21 protein-coding genes and 1 tRNA gene are annotated in these 18,338 nt (G+C 68.3%); 8 read left to right on the top strand and 14 right to left on the bottom strand.

The annotated features are described in order from the left end of the window. Positions 1 to 9: 9 nt before the first annotated feature. From smpB to ftsE, 3 genes are all read right to left on the bottom strand, one after another. Complete coding sequence (gene smpB / locus OC372_RS15620; protein ID WP_021199784.1) at positions 10 to 486, bottom strand: SsrA-binding protein SmpB; 477 nt, start codon at positions 484 to 486, stop codon at positions 10 to 12. Positions 487 to 549: 63 nt separating this feature from the next. Further along, positions 550 to 1,464: a permease-like cell division protein FtsX gene (ftsX, locus tag OC372_RS15615; RefSeq protein ID WP_262002621.1), complete on the bottom strand. Its 915-nt coding sequence runs from the start codon at positions 1,462 to 1,464 to the stop codon at positions 550 to 552. Beyond that, a complete protein-coding gene (gene ftsE, locus OC372_RS15610) occupies positions 1,461 to 2,603 on the bottom strand; it encodes a cell division ATP-binding protein FtsE (RefSeq protein WP_105710850.1) in 1,143 nt (380 codons plus the stop codon). The genes ftsX and ftsE overlap by 4 nt, the downstream gene beginning before the upstream one ends. Before the next feature lie 184 nt (positions 2,604 to 2,787). On the opposite strand from ftsE, the gene OC372_RS15605 reads away from it, so the two are divergent. Beyond that, on the top strand, positions 2,788 to 3,840 hold the full coding sequence (locus OC372_RS15605) for a DUF2510 domain-containing protein (protein ID WP_262002620.1): 1,053 nt from the start codon (positions 2,788 to 2,790) through the stop codon (positions 3,838 to 3,840). Between the two features lie 25 nt (positions 3,841 to 3,865). Beyond that, positions 3,866 to 4,822, top strand: a complete 957-nt coding sequence (locus OC372_RS15600) for a DUF2510 domain-containing protein (protein WP_262002619.1) — start codon at positions 3,866 to 3,868, stop codon at positions 4,820 to 4,822. A gap of 50 nt (positions 4,823 to 4,872) precedes the next feature. Here OC372_RS15600 and prfB read toward each other — a convergent pair whose 3' ends face one another. Beyond that, the gene (prfB, locus tag OC372_RS15595) at positions 4,873 to 5,982 is read right to left on the bottom strand and encodes a peptide chain release factor 2 (protein ID WP_029262501.1); all 1,110 of its coding nucleotides are present in this window, start codon (positions 5,980 to 5,982) and stop codon (positions 4,873 to 4,875) included. Between the two features lie 118 nt (positions 5,983 to 6,100). Here prfB and OC372_RS15590 point away from each other — a divergent pair, with 118 nt between their 5' ends. Then, positions 6,101 to 7,354 carry an MFS transporter gene (locus OC372_RS15590; protein ID WP_105710853.1) on the top strand — a complete coding sequence of 418 codons (1,254 nt, stop codon included), beginning with the start codon at positions 6,101 to 6,103 and terminating at the stop codon, positions 7,352 to 7,354. Next, positions 7,351 to 7,911 (top strand): NUDIX hydrolase, encoded by a 561-nt coding sequence (locus tag OC372_RS15585; protein ID WP_262002618.1) that lies wholly within the window; start codon positions 7,351 to 7,353, stop codon positions 7,909 to 7,911. The genes OC372_RS15590 and OC372_RS15585 overlap by 4 nt, the downstream gene beginning before the upstream one ends. 13 nt (positions 7,912 to 7,924) lie before the next feature. Here OC372_RS15585 and OC372_RS15580 read toward each other — a convergent pair whose 3' ends face one another. Genes OC372_RS15580 through OC372_RS15550 form a run of 7 tightly spaced genes read right to left on the bottom strand, consistent with a single transcriptional unit; the run spans position 7,925 to position 12,384 of the window. Continuing rightward, positions 7,925 to 8,365, bottom strand: coding sequence for a pilus assembly protein TadG-related protein (locus OC372_RS15580; RefSeq protein WP_315985401.1), 441 nt, complete (start codon positions 8,363 to 8,365; stop codon positions 7,925 to 7,927). Then, positions 8,362 to 8,817, bottom strand: a complete 456-nt coding sequence (locus tag OC372_RS15575) for a TadE family protein (RefSeq protein WP_262002617.1) — start codon at positions 8,815 to 8,817, stop codon at positions 8,362 to 8,364. The genes OC372_RS15580 and OC372_RS15575 overlap by 4 nt, the downstream gene beginning before the upstream one ends. Beyond that, the gene (locus OC372_RS15570; RefSeq protein WP_262002616.1) at positions 8,786 to 9,187 is read right to left on the bottom strand and encodes a TadE/TadG family type IV pilus assembly protein; all 402 of its coding nucleotides are present in this window, start codon (positions 9,185 to 9,187) and stop codon (positions 8,786 to 8,788) included. Before OC372_RS15570 ends, OC372_RS15575 begins: the two co-directional genes overlap by 32 nt. A 1-nt stretch (position 9,188) precedes the next feature. After that, on the bottom strand, positions 9,189 to 9,419 hold the full coding sequence (locus OC372_RS15565) for a hypothetical protein (RefSeq protein WP_262002615.1): 231 nt from the start codon (positions 9,417 to 9,419) through the stop codon (positions 9,189 to 9,191). A gap of 33 nt (positions 9,420 to 9,452) precedes the next feature. Beyond that, the gene (locus OC372_RS15560) at positions 9,453 to 10,391 is read right to left on the bottom strand and encodes a type II secretion system F family protein (protein WP_029262507.1); all 939 of its coding nucleotides are present in this window, start codon (positions 10,389 to 10,391) and stop codon (positions 9,453 to 9,455) included. Continuing rightward, positions 10,388 to 11,245, bottom strand: coding sequence for a type II secretion system F family protein (locus OC372_RS15555; protein ID WP_262002614.1), 858 nt, complete (start codon positions 11,243 to 11,245; stop codon positions 10,388 to 10,390). The genes OC372_RS15560 and OC372_RS15555 overlap by 4 nt, the downstream gene beginning before the upstream one ends. Continuing rightward, entirely contained in the window at positions 11,242 to 12,384 is a 1,143-nt protein-coding gene (locus tag OC372_RS15550; RefSeq protein ID WP_262002613.1) for a CpaF family protein, read from the bottom strand. The genes OC372_RS15555 and OC372_RS15550 overlap by 4 nt, the downstream gene beginning before the upstream one ends. Before the next feature lie 189 nt (positions 12,385 to 12,573). Between OC372_RS15550 and OC372_RS15545 the strand changes: the two genes are divergently transcribed. From OC372_RS15545 to OC372_RS15535, 3 genes are all read left to right on the top strand, one after another. Next, complete coding sequence (locus OC372_RS15545; protein ID WP_262002612.1) at positions 12,574 to 12,789, top strand: hypothetical protein; 216 nt, start codon at positions 12,574 to 12,576, stop codon at positions 12,787 to 12,789. A gap of 85 nt (positions 12,790 to 12,874) precedes the next feature. Beyond that, positions 12,875 to 12,956 (top strand) — tRNA-Leu (locus OC372_RS15540). 96 nt (positions 12,957 to 13,052) lie between these two features. Then, positions 13,053 to 13,817 (top strand): DedA family protein, encoded by a 765-nt coding sequence (locus OC372_RS15535; protein WP_262002680.1) that lies wholly within the window; start codon positions 13,053 to 13,055, stop codon positions 13,815 to 13,817. A gap of 32 nt (positions 13,818 to 13,849) precedes the next feature. Here OC372_RS15535 and OC372_RS15530 read toward each other — a convergent pair whose 3' ends face one another. Beyond that, a complete protein-coding gene (locus tag OC372_RS15530) occupies positions 13,850 to 14,659 on the bottom strand; it encodes a Ku protein (RefSeq protein WP_029262512.1) in 810 nt (269 codons plus the stop codon). A 58-nt stretch (positions 14,660 to 14,717) separates the two neighbouring features. Here OC372_RS15530 and ligD point away from each other — a divergent pair, with 58 nt between their 5' ends. Next, positions 14,718 to 16,694: a non-homologous end-joining DNA ligase gene (gene ligD / locus OC372_RS15525; protein ID WP_262002611.1), complete on the top strand. Its 1,977-nt coding sequence runs from the start codon at positions 14,718 to 14,720 to the stop codon at positions 16,692 to 16,694. Positions 16,695 to 16,715: 21 nt separating this feature from the next. On the opposite strand, the gene OC372_RS15520 is transcribed toward ligD, so the two are convergent. Beyond that, positions 16,716 to 17,636, bottom strand: a complete 921-nt coding sequence (locus tag OC372_RS15520; RefSeq protein WP_262002610.1) for a cation diffusion facilitator family transporter — start codon at positions 17,634 to 17,636, stop codon at positions 16,716 to 16,718. 106 nt (positions 17,637 to 17,742) lie between these two features. Beyond that, complete coding sequence (gene rdgB, locus OC372_RS15515) at positions 17,743 to 18,336, bottom strand: RdgB/HAM1 family non-canonical purine NTP pyrophosphatase (protein WP_029262515.1); 594 nt, start codon at positions 18,334 to 18,336, stop codon at positions 17,743 to 17,745. Positions 18,337 to 18,338 lie beyond the last annotated feature (2 nt).

Here is an 18,338-nt window from a genome sequence, read left to right as displayed (position 1 = left end):
GACCGGTCGCTACTCGCCCACGCGATTGCGCAGGCGCATGGCACGATCCGCCTCGCGGGTGTCCTGACGTTCGCGCAGGGTCTGCCGCTTGTCGTACTCGCGCTTTCCCTTGGCGAGGGCGATCTCGACCTTCGCCCGCCCATCGGAGAAGTACAGTTTCAGCGGGATCAGGGTGTATCCACCTGCCGAGACGGCATGCGCGATCTTGGCGATCTCCTCGCGATGCAGCAGCAGCTTGCGGATCCGCTTCGCCGAGTGATTGGTCCAATGCCCCTGGGAGTACTCCGGGATGTGCACCGAATCGAGGAAGACCTCGTTGCCCTTCACGAACGCGTAACCGTCGCTGAGGTTGGCGCGCCCCTGACGCAGTGACTTGACCTCGGTGCCGGTGAGCACCATCCCCGCCTCGTACGACTTCTCGATCGTGTAGTCGTGACGTGCGCGACGATTGGTCGCGACGACCTTCTCTCCGCGTTCCCTGGGCATGATGCTCTCCTGTTGCCGTGATGAGCCCGATCGATCGTTCCGACCGAGCAGCCTTTCAGGATATCAGGTACGGAGCCAACGCCTGATCGCGAAGCCGGCGGACAACGCGGCCAGGACGATGCCGATGCCGATCAGCACCGGGACGACGAGCATCGCGTCCTGCATCGTCACCCAGGTCGTGATGAACGGGACGCGACCTCGCGGGTAGCCGTTCACCCCGAAATGCATGCCGGCGACGACCGCGGCACTGGCCAGCGCCGAGCCGAGGAACGCCGCGAACACGCCTTCGAGCACGAACGGTGTCTGGATGAACCGGTTCGAGGCGCCGACCAGGCGCATGATGCCGATCTCCTTGCGACGCGCATACGCCGACAACCGGATCGTCGTCCCGATCAGCAGGGTCGCCGCTATCAGCATGAGCACCGCTATGCCGACGGCGATATACGTCGCGACGGTCAAAGCGGAGAACAGCGGTTCGAGGTATTGGAGCTGATCCTTGACCTGCTCCACTCCGGCCTGGCCGCTGAATGCCTCGGCGAGCACCTGCGACTGCCCCGGGTCTTTCATCGTCACGAAGAAGACCTCGAATGCCTGGTCGGGCGTGAGCACACTCGCCTGGTCCTCGCCGAGCTGCTCGACGAGCTTGGCGTACGTGTCCTCCTTGGTATCGAAGGTCAGCGAGCTGATGAGCGGTGCCAGCGCGTCGCCTTCGAGCTGCGCCCGGACCGCGGCCACCTGCTCCTCGCTCGCGGCTCCGTCGATGCAGGTGTCGGATTCCGAGACCGCGGAGCACATGTACACGGCGACCTGGGCACGCTCGGCCCAGTAACCCCGCATGACGCCGATCTGCGACTGCATCAGGATCGCCGCGCCGACGAAGGTGAGGGAGACGAAGGTGACGAGGATCACCGAGATGACCATCGAGATGTTCCGTCGGAGACCGCCCAGGGCCTCGGTCAGGATGAGTCCGATTCTCATGAGGTCGGGCCCACTTCCTCGTCGTCTTCGTCGGAGAGCCCGAGGCGATCTGCGACTCCGAGCTCGGCGACATCGACGGTGGGCAGGGTGATCGGGTGCGTGCGCGGTCGGACGACCGCGGGCGGCTCCGTCACGGTCGGCGGCTCGACGACGGCCGGTGATTCCGCGACGGTCGGCGGCTCCACGACAGCGGCGATGGCGCCGGTCGCCGGGACGGCGCTCGACTCCGGTGGCTCGACCGTGCGCGGGGGTTCGGCCTTCTGCGGAGCACCTGCCGGAGCATCCGAGGCGCGCTCGTCTGCGGCGGCCTTCCGCTGGGAGCTGAGCTCCTCGGCCAAGGCAGCGCGGACCGAGGAGAGGTCCGCCGTCTGACGCTGGACCTCCTGCACCGCCGTCAACGCCGCTGCGGCGGCAGCACCGCGCACCTTCTCCGGCACGAGGCGCGGGATGTTGGAGGTGTCGCCGTATCCGCCGTGAACCTCGTCACGCACCATCTCGCCGTCGCGCAGCTCGATCACCCGGCGCTGCATCTGGTCGACGAAGCCGGCCTCGTGCGTAGCCATCAGCACGGTCGTGCCGCCGGCGTTGATGCGAGCGAGAAGCTGCATGATGTCGACGGAGGTCGCAGGGTCGAGGTTGCCTGTGGGCTCGTCGGCGAGCAGCACCTGCGGACGATTGACGAGGGCACGAGCGATCGCGACGCGCTGCTGCTCGCCGCCGGACAGCTCATGCGGCATGCGCTTCTGCTTGCCGTCGAGTCCCACGAGCGCGAGTGCCTCGGGCACTGCCTGCTGGATGAATCCGCGCGAAGAGCCGGTCACCTGCAGGGTGAAGGCGACGTTCTGGTAGACCGTCTTCGACGGCAGGAGGCGGAAGTCCTGGAACACCGAACCGATGTGGCGCCGGAAATAGGGCACCTTGCGGTTGGCGAGCGAGCGGAGGTCCCGGCCGAGCACGGCGACGCGGCCTGCCGTGGGTACGTCTTCGCGCAGGATCAGACGAAGACAGGAGGACTTGCCGGAGCCCGAGGCGCCGACGAGGAAGACGAACTCCCCGCGTTGCACTTCGAAGTCGACACCGGAGAGGGCGGGCTTCGACGTCCCGCGGTAGCGTTTCGTGACGTTCTCGAACCGAATCATGACGGTTCGAGCCTAAGCGCGCCCCTCCTGCTGACCGCGAGCGACACCCCGCACCGGCGCGTCCGCATCCGGAGAGCATGGGGATTGCTCCCCATCAGGAACTCCCTGCGAAGTCACCGGCCACTGCTATACATAAGGGTGCGGTCGCACCATGGAGCGGCCGAATCGTCTTCGAGGGGGACCCATGAGCACGACACCTGCAGGTTGGTACGACGACGGCAGCGGACGCCAGCGGTGGTGGGACGGTGAGCAGTGGACGGAGCACTTCGCTCCGGACGCGACCGCCGCAGCCGATGCGGAGTCGGCACCGGTGGCACCGGATGCCGCCGAGGCGTCGATCGGAATCGAGACACCGGCGACCGACGCTCCCGCCGTCGACGAGGAGCCCTCTTATGACGCACCGGAGGCACCGTCCACCGATGACACCGTGATCCGCACCTCCGCCGAGGCGCCGAACGCGGCGACCACACCGCTCGGCGACGACGTGGCCGCCTACGCGGCCCCGGCCGCGCCCGACTACTCCCCCACGGCCACGCCGGAACAGCCCGTCTCGAGCTACCCGGGCGCGGCTCCGGCATACCCCGGCGCGGGAGCAGCCTCCGGCTATCCCGCAGCTGCCCCGTACGTGCAGACCGAGCCGGAAGCTCCGAAGAAGCCGTCGGTGCTCGGACTCGTCGGACTCGGACTGTCGGCCGTCGGCACGATCCTGGCGTTCATCCCGCTGATCGGCTTCATCGGCTTCATCCTCCTCGGCGCGGGCTTCATCGTCTCCCTCATCTCGCTCTTCCTGAAGGGGAAGAAGTGGCCGGGGATCGCCGGCCTGATCCTCTCCGTGGTCGGCGGCATCATCAGCGCCGTGATGTTCTTCGTCTTCTTCTTCGCTATCGCCCAGAACGCGAGTGAAGAGATGAACAACCTGCCCAGCTCCTCGCCGTCGATCGAAGCCACCGAGCCGGGCGAGACCGACGGGACGGACGGCGCCGACGACGGCACGCGTCCCACCTCGGCCGAGGTGGCGGTCGGACTGACCGCGATCCTGGCCGCCGAAGGCACGGAGGGCTACACCGAGCCGCAGATCACGTGCCTCTCGGACCTTCTCGTCGAGTCCGAGCTCGACAACTCGACGCTGCGCGCGATCGCGGAGAGCGACGGCACGCTGACGGATGTCGACGCCGCGTACGGTTTCGCCGAGGTACTGGGCGACACCGAAGCCATCACCGCGTGCTTCGTCCCCTGAGCCGTCGGACGAGCGGAACCATCTGATGACGACGCCTGCCGGCTGGTATGACGACGGCTCCGGCAGCCTGCGGTGGTGGGACGGCACGCAGTGGACCGCGCACGTGCGGACCTCCGACGATGCGCCGGTGGCCCCGGAACGACCGCCGGTCGAGCCGGTTGCCTCCGCCGTGCCGTCGCCCGCCACAGCGCCGTTCACCCCGCCCTACACGCTGCCCTCGTCGGGGGTGTCGACCGAGCGGGTGATCGCGCCCGACCTCGTCGGAGCACCCGGCGGAGCGTGGGGTGCGCCGGCACCGCAGCCACCCGCGCCCGGAGTGTCGGTGCTCGGAATCATCGGTCTCGCCGTGGTGGTCGTCGGCGTCGTGTGCGCCTGCATCCCGGTGATCTCGATCGTCGGCTGGGCGCTTCTCGGCGTCGGATTCGTGCTGTCGCTCGTGTCCCTGTTCCTCCGCGGCCGCAAGTGGCCGGGGATCACGGGGCTGGTGGTGTCGGCGATCGGAGCGCTCCTGGCGTTCGCCGTGTCGCTGCTGCTGCTCGCGACCGTCTCGGCCCCGGCCGACGCCGCTGCGAGCGCCGAGGAGCGCACGGACCCCGCGTCGATCGAGGGTGCCGAGATGGTGCCCTTCGCCGAGCTCGAGGTCGGCGACTGCCTGCCGTTCGTCGACTACGAGGACACGGGTCAGATCTACGAGTTGCCCGTCGTCCCGTGCGAGCGGCCGCATACGGATGAGGTGTACTTCATCTTCGAGGTCGATGAGGAGGCGTTCCCCGGCGACGATGCTCTCGGCGAAGCGGCATGGGACGGCTGCGCCTCGCACTTCGACGCATACGTCGGCATCGCCTACGAAGACTCGGTGCTGGATTTCTACACCTATCAGCCGACGGAGACCTCCTGGGCCCGCGCGGACGATCGCACCGTCCAGTGCATCCTGTACAGCTATGAAGACGTGACCGGCACTCTCGAGGGTGCGAAATACTGACGAGTCACACGAAGAAGGCCCCGGAGTGATCCGGGGCCTTCTTCATGGATTCAGTCTTCGATCTTGCGCTTGCGCCAGCGGATGCCCGCGGAGATGAAGTCATCCAGGTCTCCGTCGAACACGGCAGCCGGGTTGCCCGACTCCTGGCCGGTGCGCAGATCCTTCACCAGCTGCTGGCCGTAGAGGAAGTACGAGCGCATCTGGTCACCCCAGCTCGCGGTGATGTTGCCCGCGAGCTCCTTCTTCTTCGCTGCTTCCTGTTCCTTCTGCAACAGCAGCAGTCGGGTCTGCAGCACGCGCATGGCGGCGGCGCGGTTCTGAATCTGCGACTTCTCGTTCTGCATCGACACGACGATGCCGGTCGGAAGGTGCGTCAGGCGCACAGCGGAGTCGGTCGTGTTGACCGACTGACCGCCGGGGCCGGAGGACCGGAACACATCGACGCGGATGTCGTTCTCGGGGATGTCGACCTCGGTCGCCTCCTCCATCAGCGGGATGACCTCGACCGCGGCGAACGACGTCTGACGCTTGTCGGCTGATCCGAACGGGCTGATGCGGGCCAGACGGTGGGTGCCGGCCTCGACCGAGATGGTGCCGAACGCGTAGGGCGCGTCGATCTCGAACGTCGCCGACTTGATGCCGGCGCCCTCCGCGTAGGAGGTGTCCATGACCTTGACCGGGTACTTGTGGCGCTCGGCCCAGCGCAGGTACATGCGCATCAGCATCTCGGCGAAGTCGGTGGCGTCGTCGCCGCCCGCACCGGAGCGGATGGTGATGATGGCGCTGCGCTCGTCGTACTCGCCGTCGAGCAGAGTCTGCACCTCGAGCTGGTTGATCAGGTCGGTGAGCGAGGCGAGTTCGGTGCGAGCCTCCTGCGCGGACTCCTCATCCCCCATCTCGTTCGCGAGACCCACGAGCACCTCGAGGTCGTCGAGACGCTGCGCGATGCCGGTGATGCGGGCGAGCTCGGACTGACGGTGGCTGAGTGCGCTGGTGACCTTCTGCGCGTTCTCGGTGTCGTCCCAGAGGTCGGGGGCACCCGCCTCCTCGCTGAGACGCGCGATGTCGTCGCGGAGACGGGAGACATCGACGACCTCGCTGATGTCGCCGAAGGTGTGCCTGAGCGCCTGGATTTCGGCGGAGAGATCTAGTTCGAGCATGACACCTCAGCCTAACGTGCCGCCCGCACGCACGGGGACCTCGTCTTCGACGGCACATCGGCCGGAGTAGCGTGAAGACGTGAGCAGTGCATCGGCGGTCCTTCGACAGTTCGGGCCCATGGTGTACCTGCCGACGGTCCTGTTCGCGCTCGGCGAGGGCGCCGTGATCCCGCTCATCCCGGTGCTGGCGGCATCCATGGGCGCGGACGTGGCGTTCGCCGCGCTCGTGGCGTCGGCGTTGGTGATCGGCCAGCTGTGCGGCAACCTCCCTGCCGGATGGGCGGTGGGCAGGATCGGCGAGCGGTACACGATGGTAATCGCCGGCGTGATCGCGATCATCGCAGGGATCGGGATGGTGTTCGCGCCCTCGCTCGGTGTGCTCGCGGCGTCGGTGTTCCTGCTCGGCATCTGCGCGGCGGCCTTCGGCCTCGCCCGTCACGCGTTCATGACCACCCGCGTGCCGGTCGCCTTCCGTGCGCGCTCCCTCTCGCTGCTCGGCGGCAGCTTCCGCCTTGGAATCTTCATCGGGCCGTTCGTCGCCGCCGGGCTCCTGCAGCTCTTCGGCAGCGAGAGTGCGGCGATCTGGTTCTTCCTGGGCTGCCTCGTCGTGATGGTCGTGCTGGTCCTCTTCGGGCCCGACCCCGAGAAAGCGATCGCTCCCCTTCCGTCGACCACTCACGAGCGCTATCTGGAGGACTCCGGTGAGGCCGTGAGCGGATCCATCCCGACGATCGAACGGCTGGGGATCTTCCAGACCATGTGGCGACAGCGCGCGGTGCTCGGGCGCCTCGGACTGGCCGCCGCCTCACTCTCCGCCGTCCGATCCGCCCGACAGGTCGTGCTCCCTCTGTGGGGACTCTCGCTGGGACTGGATGCCTCGACGATCGCCCTCGTGGTCGGCGTCTCCGGCGCGATCGACTTCGCGCTGTTCTATGCGAGTGGCCAGGTGATGGACCGCTTCGGGCGGTTGTGGGCGGCGATGCCCGCGATGGTGCTGATGGGTGCTGGCTTCCTCGCCCTGTCGTTCACGCACGATGTCGACGCCGCGGTGCTGTGGTTCGGGATGTTCGCGGCGGTGCTGGGCGTCGGCAACGGCCTGTCCAGCGGCATCCTGCTGACTCTCGGCGCGGACGTGGCCCCGAAGCGCGAGCCGGCCGCCTTCCTGGGCTCCTGGCGGACGCTGACCGATGCCGGCGGTGCGCTCGCGCCGTTGCTGGTCTCGGCGATAACCGCCGTCGCCGCACTGCCGTTCGCCGCAGCCGCCATGGGTGTGATCGGTCTCGTCGGCGCGGCAGGGTTCGTGCGCTGGATACCGAGGTTCGTACCGCGGGAGCGACCGAACGACAACCCGACCGACGAGGGTGCGGAATGATCACGAATCTGACGGCCGATGCCCATCGTCTGGTCTCGACGTTCGTGCCCCGCTCCGAGCGTGACCGCCGCGCACACGCGGACTTCGCCTCGTTCTTCGGGGAGGCCCGGGGGCCGGTGCATCGCGGCTCAGGTCCGGATCATCTGACCGCCTCGTGCGTGGTCTTCGACGCCTCGCTGCAACACACGCTGCTCGTCTTCCACCGCAAGGGACAGTTCTGGGTGCAGCCGGGGGGTCACGTCGAGCGCGGCGACGACTCTGTCGTGAGCGCAGCACTGCGGGAGCTGCGTGAGGAGACCGGTATCGTGACGGACCCACCGGCCGCTCCCCTCGCGTACGACCTCGACCACCATGCGCTGTCCTCCCGCTTCGGTGCCTGCGTCTCGCACCTCGACATCGGGATCGCCGTCGTGGTCGATCGAGATGCAGTGCTCACCGTCAGCGACGAATCCGAGGATCTGCGCTGGTGGCCGGTCGACGCGCTGCCTACCGCGATACCACCACAGCTCGAACCCCGGCTCGACGGCCTGCTCACGCAGCTGCGCGATCCCCGCTGAACCGACTCGCTCGTCAACGCAGCGCGGTGCGACTGGTCGCCGTGGACTCCAGGCGGACGCCGTCGGGCACGAACGGGGACAACAGGGGCGGATGCCACGAGGCCGCCACGGTCACTCGCGCAGACACCCCGTCCGGAGTCCTGGCCGAGACGAGTGACGCCTCCCCCGGCAATGCACTCACCAACTCGGCCGCCTGCTCCGTCACCGCGGCATCCGTCAGCTCGGCCCGGACCGCACCATCGATCGCCTGCACGGTGAATCCGTCCGCCCCGGCGAGCGCGGCGGAGTCGGCGAGCGCGTCCAGTCGCTTCTGCGCGAGATAGAGATCGGTGGCGCAGACACACACGAAGATCACCACCAGGGTGAGGAGCACATAGCCGAGGATCAACGGAAGCGTGCTGCCGTCATCGCCCATGCCGGCCGCCCGCGCTCCGCGCATACTGCGGCCGCTCACTCCGAGCCCCACAGCCTCGACATCTTCTGCACGGATTGCGCCTGCACGGGCACCGCGGTGGATCGATCCAAGGCGAGGATCTCCGGCACCAGCGGGAGTCGCGCCCGCGTGGCGACGGTGACGATGATCGTCGCTCCGGCAGAAGGGCATTCGGTGCCCGTGGGGCGACATGAGAGCGTGAGGTCGACCGCGCCGGCATCGAGCCCGTATTCCTCGATCACCTCGGCGAGCACGAGGTCGCCGCGCCTCGCCGCCGACGCGACGTCGGGGGCCTGCGCGATAGCGCGGGCGATGTGGCGTGAGGCCGCCTCCGCGCCGAGCATCTGCTCCTGAATCGTTCCCAGCGCGACGACGAGGTAGATCAGCGGCACCAGCAGGATCACGCCGACGGTGATGAACTCGAGCGCCGCGGAACCGGCGTCATCGATCGCCGAACGCCTCCACCGGTGCATGCGCCTCCACCTCCATCGCGAACGGCACGCCGATCAATCCGAGGAGGGGAAAGGTCGAGCGCACTCGCACGTCCACGGTCTCCTGCCCCGTAGCACCCGAGGCACCGATCCGGACGTCCTCGGCATACGACGCACCGATCGCGCGGGTGATGACCTCCTGGGTGCGCTCGATCCCCTCCTCCTGAGTCGTGTCGGCGAGGGCCGCGTGATACGCGCCCTCCACCGCCGCGTCGTGGACCACGTTGCGCACGTACACGGCGAGCGCGAGCTGGAGGACTCCGAGCGTCAGTGCGGTCAGGAGCGTGCCGACCAGGAGGAACTCGACAGGGCTGGATCCGCGTTCGTCGGCCAGTGCCCGCGCGACGCGCATGTCAGAGCCCGGAGACGCGCTGGATGGCCTGTTCGAACAGTGCGGTCAGCGCGGGGCCGGCGACAGCCCAGATCAAGACGACCAATCCGGCGGTCATCAGCGTGACGAGCACCCAGCCGGGTACGTCTCCGGTCTCGTCGCGGGCGAACGCGTCGACGCGGCTCGCTGCAGAGCGCCACCAGCGTCGCCGGGTGCCCTGTCGGTGACGGGTGTCCAGTGAAGGTGCAAACATGGTCGTCCTTTCATGGCCGATCATCATGGCCGATCAGCCGATACCGAGTCGGAGGATGAAAAGTCCCGGGTAGACGGCGAACAACACCGACAGCGGGAGGATGAGGAAGACGAGCGGCAGCAGCATCAGGATCTCCTTGCGCCCTGCCTGTTCGATGAGCGTTCGCTTCGCGTCTTCCCGTGCGTCTCCCGCCTGCGCATGCAGCACGGCGGCGAGCGGTGCCCCGTGCTCGAGGGCGGCGATCACCTGGTCGACGGCACGTGACAGCGCGGTCAGGTCGAGGCGTCTCGCCATCTCGGTCAGCGCATCGGCGAGCGGCGACCCGGTGCCGACCGCGACCACGACGCCACGGAGCTCGCCGGTCAGCTCGCCGGAGCCGACAGCGGCCACACGACGCAGAGCATCGAGGAACCCCTCGCCTGCCGACAGGCACAGGGCCAGGAACTCCAGGGTCGTCGGAAGCTCATCGGTGAGACGCACGCGGCGCGCCTTGGCCCGTGCCGACAGCTGCAGATCGTACGCGGTCGCGGCGGCGGCGCCGCACAGCAAGGGCATGACGCCTGTGGGAACGGACAGCCGTCCGGTCAGGGCGAGCACGATCAGAACGACGGCGCCGGCCCCGATGCCGGCGAGCGCCCAGCCCAACTGCCTGCCACGGAACGTCGCCGGCTCCATCGAAACACCGGCCTGGGAGAGCCGCCGCCGAAGCACCTCTCCGCCTCCGAGTATGCGCTCGAACACGTCCCGCAGCCCGCCCCACAGAGTTCGGGCGTTCGCGGGCAGTGTGCCCGCGAGCGGGAGAACACCCCGTGGGAGGTCCTCATCCGGGACCACCTCTCGCACGTAGGGGCCGATCCGCACGCTCAGTGAAGCGGCCCGCCAGCGCGGGAGGCCGGCGAGGATGCTCAGCACCCCGACGGCGAAGCCGCCACCGACGAGAACGGCACAGGCGAGGGCCGAGAACCCGCTCACCCGAACCACCGCCGAGGTTCCGGGAGCCGCCCGATGCGGACCATGATCTGGAAGGCGATGACCGAGACCCCCGCACCGACGCAGATGACGATCACCCCTTCCGGTGTGCCGTACGCCGATGCCCCTTCCGGCCGCATGACGAGCAGGCTGAGGATGACCCACGGCGCGATCGCGCCGAGGACGGCTGCGCCACGAATCCACGACTGTCGCGCCTCGACCTCTCCGCGTAGCGCGGCATCCGCCCGCACGGAGGTGGAGAGCGCGCGAAGCACGCCGACCAGCTCGGTACCGCCGACCTGACGAGCCATCCGCAGCGTCTCGACGATGCGATCGCCGATCGGATCCGCCAACGACGACTTCAGCCGGTCGAGACTCGTCTCGAATCGACCGCTCGACTGCAGGTCTCTGGCGAACACGCCGAACGCGGGTCGCAGCATCGTGGGCGCGGACTCGGCCAGGCTCGCCACGGCATCGGGGAGGGAGAGCCCGACCCGGATCGACGCGATCAGAAGGTCGCAGACGTCGGGCCACAGCTGCCGACGCAGCCGGCGCAGCCGCAGCCGCCTTCCGCGCAGGAACATGATCGGCGTCAAGGCTCCCGCCGACGCGGCGAGCAGCACGAGGATGGGGAGCCCGGTCAGCAGCCATGCGGTGGAGGCGGCGGTGAGCCCGGCGGCCATGATCACGGCGATGAGCGCGCGCGCCGAGAGACTGTCGAACCCCGCCTCGGCGTTCAAACGGATCAGTCGCGCCTTGGGGGCCGTCGGGGCGGCATCCGGTCTCGGTGGCCACAGCCACGGAGACGCGCACAGGAGCACTCCGGCCGCGAGAACCGCCCCGAGGAGGAACGTCACGACGCGACCTCGGCCTGATAGATCCGGGTGGTGCGGATGCGTCCGTCATCGACGTCGCCGGTGGGAGCGATGATCTCCTGCACCCGCCGTTCCCCGGCACGGTCGCGGACGCAGTGCACCACGAGATCGACCGACGCCGCGAGCGCAGGAGCGATGAATCCGCGATCGATGTTCCGGCCGGCCAGCAACGGCAGGATGCTCAGCTTCTCGAGCGCCTCCGTGGCGGAGCTCGCGTGTACGGTGCAGGCACCGGGGACGCCGGTGTTGAGCGCGAGCACCAGATCGAGCGCCTCGGCGTCGCGCACCTCACCGACCACCAGCCGATCCGGCCGCATGCGCAGCGCTTCTTTGACCAGACGGCGCAGGGTGATCTCGCCTGTGCCTTCCAGGCTGGCCTGACGCCCTTGGAGCGCGACGAGGTCGGGGCCGTCGACGGCCAACTCGAAGGTCTCCTCGACCGTCACGATGCGCTGCGACCCGGCACACGAGTCCAGCAGCGCCCCGAGCACGGTCGTCTTGCCGGCATGCGTCGCTCCTGAGACGATCACACTGCGACCGTCGTGCATCGCGCCCCGCAAGGTCTCCGCGACGGTGGCGGGCATCATGCCCTGACGTGTCAATGCCTCGAGAGACCGGTACTTCGGCAGGAACTTGCGGATGTTGACGGCCCACGACCCTCGCACGACATCGGCGATGGCCACGTGCAGACGCGAGCCGTCGGGCAGCGACGCGTCGACGAACGGCTGGCTGATGTCCACACGTCGTCCGGTGGACTGCAGCATCCGTTCGACGAGATCGCGCACCGCGATCTCGTCGAGTCGCAGCCGGGTCCGTTCCGCTACGCCCTCACGAGCCACATGCACGTGGCCGGAGCCGTTCAGCCAGATCTCCTCGACCACGGGATCGTCGAGCAGGGGCTGCAGCGCCCCGAATCCGCTGAGGGATGCCAGCACCTCGCGGACGCAGGCCGCCTCATCCTCGATCAGGGCCTCCCCACGCGCCAGGGCATGGTCGTCATGACGACGCACCTCCGCGTGAGTGATCCGCCAGGCCGCGTCCGGATCGACGGTGGGATCGACGCCCTCGGACCGGAGACGCATCCTCACGCGTTCGGCGACGAGGGCGGAAGGATGACTCACCCCGGCATCCTCGCAACAATCCGCCAGGCGGGTCCGAAGTTATCCACAGCCAGCTTGGGGACCGCCGGGAGCGCCGCCTCAGCACGACCCTCACCACATCCGTCGCCGTCGTGCAAGGGAGCAGACACCGTGGCCGCACCCTGCTCGACTCGGCGATGCATGACGTGATTTCAGCGAAAGGACACCGACATGACCGAGACCACTCCGTTCCCGTCGAACCCCGACGAGCCCTCTCCGCTCTTCCCCGATGAGCCGCTCGCCCCCAACCCGGAAGAGCCACTGGCCCCGAACCCCCAGGAGCCGCTGGCGCCGAACCCCCAGGAGCCGCTGGCGCCCAACCCCGAAGAACCTCTCGCGCCGAACCCGTCGGAGCCCGGCATCCCACCCTCGGCTCCTCACGCGTGAGGCGCGGCCCGTCGGTCGGCGGGGGCGAACTGCGGGCTGATCCCCAGACACGCGGTTTCAGCGGTCAGTAGACTGATTCCACCGCGCGGGAGTGGTGGAATTGGCAGACACGCAGGATTTAGGTTCCTGTGCCCCAGGGCGTGTGGGTTCAAGTCCCACCTTCCGCACGAGAGACGACGGCGGCCATCTCAGGCCGCCACGACATCGCTCTGTTCTACCGCCGACCAATCACGACCGACGGGACTCCCCCAGTGCTCGAAACCATGCTGCACGCGCCGACCGCTCTCATCCCCTGGCTCGACCCCCAGACGATCATCGGCGCGGCCGGGCCGTGGGCACTTCTCGTCGTGTGCTTCATCATCTTCGCCGAGACGGGTCTGCTGGTCGGGTTCCTGCTTCCCGGCGACACGCTGCTCATCATCGCGGGCCTGCTCACGCACACCAGCAACGTGTTCGGCGTGAACATCTGGGTCGTCTCGCTCCTGATCGCCCTCTCGGCGTTCATCGGCGGCGAAGTCGGCTATCTGATCGGCCACAAGGGCGGCCCGGCGATCTTCGAGCGCAAGGAATCGGGGCTCTTCAGCAAGAAGAACGTGGAGCGGACGAACGCGTTCTTCGAGCGCTTCGGCGGTCTCACGGTCATCCTGGCGCGCTTCGTCCCGATCGTGCGCACCTTCGCCCCGGTCGCAGCGGGCGTCGGACACATGCCGTGGCGTCGATACTCGCTGTACAACTTCATCGGCGCCATGATCTGGGGCTTCGGACTCACGATGGTCGGCTACCTGATCGCCTACATCCCGTGGGTGCGCGATCTCGTCGTCGAGTACATCGACGTGATCCTGCTGATCGCGGTCGGCGGCACCGCTCTGGTTACGCTCTGGCACTACTTCTCCGAGCGCCACAAGGCGAAGAAGGCTGCAGCGGCCGGTGAAGACGTCGTGACGGATGCCGAAGAGGCGAAGGAGCTCGTCCTGGACGCCGACGTGTTCGACCGCGCGCCCGACCTGGACGGCGACGGCAAGCACTGAGTTCCCGGCGCCGTCACCGCGGCGCCGACCTCTCAGCCCGCGTTCTTGGCGCGTTCCTCCTTGGTGCGCGCGACGCTGGCGCGGAGCGCCTCCATCAAGTCGATGACCTCGCCGCCCTCGGCTGCCTTCTCGGCTTCGCCGAAGGTCTCTGCCACGTCGAATGTGTCGCCTGCCTCGATCTTCGCATCGATGAGGGTGCGCAGCTCCTTCTGGTACTCGTCCACGAACTCCTCGGGATCGAAATCGGCCGAGTAGCTGTCGACGAGCGATGCCGAGAGCTCGAGCTCCTTCTTCGAGATCCGCACGTCCTCGTCCAGCGCGGGGAACTCGGCTTCGCGCACCTCGTCGGCCCACAGGAGCGTCTGCAGCACGAGCACCTTGCCCCGCACGCGGAGCGCCGCCAGCCTCGTCTTCTGTCGTAGCGTGAACCGCACGATCGCGGTGCGGTCGGTCTGCTCCAGGGTCTTCCGCAGCAGAACGTACGCCTTGGGAGACTTCGAGTCGGGCTCGAGGTAGTACGGCTTGTCGAGCGTGAGCAGATCGACCTGGTCGGACGGGACGAACTCGACCACGTCGATCTCCCGGCTCTTCTCCGCAGGGAGGGCTGCGAGGTCGTCCTTGGTGAGCACGACGGTCTGCCCCTCCTCGACGTAGGCGCGGTCGATGTCGGCGTATGCCACGGTCTCACCGCACACCTCGCAGGTGCGCTGGTAGCGGATGCGCCCGCCGTCCTTCTCATGCACCTGATGCAGCGGCACGTCGTGGTCCTCGGTCGCGGAGTACACCTTGACCGGCACGTTCACGAGGCCGAACGTCAGCGCGCCCTTCCAGATCGTTCTCATGTGACCAGTGAACACCAGCCGACACCGTCGCGGCCAGACCCTTGACTACGCTGGCTGCATGGTCGGACAGGGGCAGGTCGTGCAGGTCGGCGGCCGTCGTCTGCGCGTGACGAACCTCGACAAGGTCGTGTACCCCGAGACCGGCACCACCAAGGGTGAGGTCATCGCCTATTACAGCACGATCGCCCCCCTCCTCCTTCCTCTCCTGGACGGTCGTCCGGTGACCCGCAAGCGCTGGGTGGACGGAGTCGGAACCGCGGATGCTCCGGCCGATGCGTTCTTCACGAAGCAGCTCGAACCCGGGGCGCCCGAGTGGATTCCGCGGCAGGCGATCCAGCATTCCGACGGCACGAAGGAGTATCCGCTGGTCGAGGACGTGCCCACCCTGGTGTGGCTCGCCCAGGTCGCGGCGATCGAACTGCACGTGCCGCAATGGCGCTTCGCCCCGGACGGGCTGCCCGGTCGCCCCGATCGTCTCGTCCTCGATCTCGATCCCGGGCCCGGGGTGGGTCTTGCGCAGTGCGCCGAGGTCGCCCGGTTCGCCCGCGTCATCCTGACCGACATGGGACTCGATCCGTTCCCTGTGACGAGCGGGAGCAAGGGCATCCACCTGTACGCGGCTCTGCCGGGCGAGCAGACCAGCGACGAGATCTCCGCCGTCGTGAAGGAGCTCGCGCGCCTGATCGAGAACGATCACCCCGACCTCGCCACCAGCGTCATGTCGAAGGCGGTGCGCGGGGGGAAGGTCTTCCTCGACTGGAGCCAGAACAACGGCAAGAAGACAACCATCTCGCCCTACTCCCTTCGTGGTCGCGCACGCCCCTGGGTCGCCGCCCCTCGCACCTGGGAGGAGCTCGACGACCCCGCCCTGGCGCAGCTCGACTTCGAACAGGTTCTGGACAGGTCGGCTTCGGGCATGGATCCTCTCGCGAGCCTTCGACCCCTCGCCATCGAGTCGACGCCGACGCCGCCGCCCGCGGCGACGACATCGCCGCGTCGATCTTCGCGCCATCCGCGTAGCGGACCGATCCCGGCGACCGACAGCACCGCCGCCACGCTCGCACCGATGCTCGCGGAGAACGGCACGCCCGGAGTCGCGCGCGCGCTGAGCGACCCCTCTTGGGTCGAGGTGAAGTGGGACGGCATCCGCGCGATGGGCACGTGGGCGGACGGGCGGATGCTGCTGCACGCACGTCGCGGCACCGATATCACCGCCCGCTACCCCGAACTGACAGCGGATGGTGCGCCGTTCCTCCCGGTCACGGACGCCGTAGTGGACGGGGAGATCGTGGCGTTCGACGGCCACGGGCGACCGAGCTTCTCGCTGCTGCAGAACCGCATGCACCTCACGCGGCCGCGTGAGATCGAGCGTGAGGTCATCCGCACGCCGATCGTCTACATGCTGTTCGATCTGCTGCGCCTCGACGGTCATGACCTCACCGGAATGCCGCTGCGGGAAAGGCGCACACTGCTCGAAGACGTGATCGCCGACCTCGACGCTCCCGTCCAGCTCCCGCCGGTCTTCGACGACGTCGACGCTGCCCTGGCCGCGAGCCGGGAGTTCGGACTCGAAGGGGTCGTGGTCAAGGATCCGCAGTCCCGCTATCGCCCGGGGCAACGAAGCCCGTCCTGGCTGAAACTCAAGCACACGCGCATGCAGGAGGCCGTGATCGTCGGCATCCGCCCGGGGAAGGGGGATCGGGAGAGCACCCTCGGCTCGCTGCTGCTCGCGGTGCCGGAGCCTGCTGACGGTGTCGACGGACCGCCACGGCTCCGTTACGTCGGACGCGTGGGCTCCGGGTTCACGGACCGTATCCTGCGCGACCTCCTCACGCGACTGGAGCCGCTGCGCGTGAAGACCGCTCCCCTCGACGGCGTGCCGGCCCCCGATGCGTCCGATGCGCTCTGGGTGCGCCCCGACCTCGTCGGCGAGGTGGAGTTCGCGAACTGGACTCCGGACGGCGTCCTTCGCCACGCCCGGTGGCGGGGGCTGCGCCCGGACAAGGAGCCGGACGACATCGTCGTCGAGCCCTGAACACCCACTCGTCGGCTCGCCTCAGGCGTGATGCGGTTCGCAGTCGGACTGCTCGGCCGGCTCGATCTGGAACGTCGAGTGCGCGACATCGAAGTGATCGGCAAGACACGCCTGCATGTCGGAGAGCAGCTGCGTCGACCGTCCGTCGGCGAGCAACTGCGGATCGACGCTCACGTGGGCCGTGAACACGGGCGCCCCTCGGGTCAGCTGCCAGACATGCACATCGTGCACTCCGACCACACCCGCGTATCCGAGCAGGTGCGTCCGGATGTCGCTGACGGCCGTCCCCTTCGGCGCGGATTCGGCGAGGACCGAGAAGACCTCGCGTAGGAGTGTGACCGCCCGCGGGATGATCATGGCGGCGATGAAGAGGGACGCGATGGCATCCGCCGGCATCCATCCGGTGAGGAGGATGACGATCGCCGCGACGATGACGGCCGCAGATCCGATCAGGTCGCCCATCACCTCGAGATACGCCCCACGCACGTTGATGCTCGTGCGCTGCGCGCGGCTCAGCAACCACATCGAGATGGCGTTGGCGACCAGGCCCACCACGGCGACGACCAGCATGAGCCCGCCGGCGACCTCGACGTCTCCCGGGTTCACGAGCCGACCGATGCCCTCCACCGCCACCCAGGTCGCCAGAGCGATCAGGATCACCGCGTTGATCAGCGCGCCGAACACCTCGGCGCGCTGATAGCCGAAGGTGCGCCGGTCATCGGCCGGGCGTGCCGCCACCGTCGCCGCGATCAGCGCGATCACGAGGGCGGACGCATCCGTGAACATGTGGGCGGCGTCCGCGAGGAGCGCGAGCGATCCGGTCAGGATCGCACCGACGACCTGCACGACCATCACGGTCGCGGTGAGCGACAACGAGATCGCCAGCAGGCGTCGACTACTGGCTGAACGAATGCCGCCGGCGGCGGGTGCGTGATCGTGCATGCCCCCAGGCTAGACCGGGAAACCGGGCCGGAAGCCCGGTTCCGGCTAGTCGGGAAGGGTAACGATTCTCACCGTCATCTGCGGTTCGCTGAAGGACCGTGCGACGTCAGAGCGCGCCGAGCAGCGGCAGCAGTTCGGCGAAAGCGCGGGCCCGATGCGACTGCGACTGCTTCTCGTCCGCGGAGAAGCCGCCCACGGTCCGCTCCTGCCCTTCCGGCTGACCATCGGGGATGAAGATCGGGTCGTATCCGAAGCCGCCGTCGCCCGACGACGCGTGCGCGAGGCGCCCAGGCCAGCGCCCCTCCACGACATGCTCGCGTCCATCCGGCAGAACCAGAGCGATCGTCGAGGTGAAGTGCGCGGCCCGGTGCGGGTCAGCGATATCGCGCAGCTGGTCGAGCAGCAGCTCGAGGTTGGCCGAAGCATCCTTCTTCTGTCCTGCCCAGTAGGCGGAGAAGACTCCGGGAGAGCCGCCGAGCACGTCGACGCAGATCCCGGAGTCGTCAGCCAGGGCAGCGAGTCCGGTGTGCGCGGACGCCGCCCGCGCCTTGATCAGCGCGTTCTCGGCGAAGGTGACTCCGTCTTCGACCGGTTCGGGTCCGTCGTAGCCGACGACCTCGAGGTCAGGACGCGCCTGCGCCACGATCTGCTGGAACTCCGCGACCTTGTGGGCGTTGTGGGTCGCGAGGACGACCTGCATCG

This window comes from Microbacterium sp. Mcb102, assembly GCF_024519805.1.
Classification (GTDB): domain Bacteria; phylum Actinomycetota; class Actinomycetes; order Actinomycetales; family Microbacteriaceae; genus Microbacterium.
Note: the sequence above shows the minus strand (reverse complement) of the source record. Positions and strands in the feature narration are given on the sequence as shown.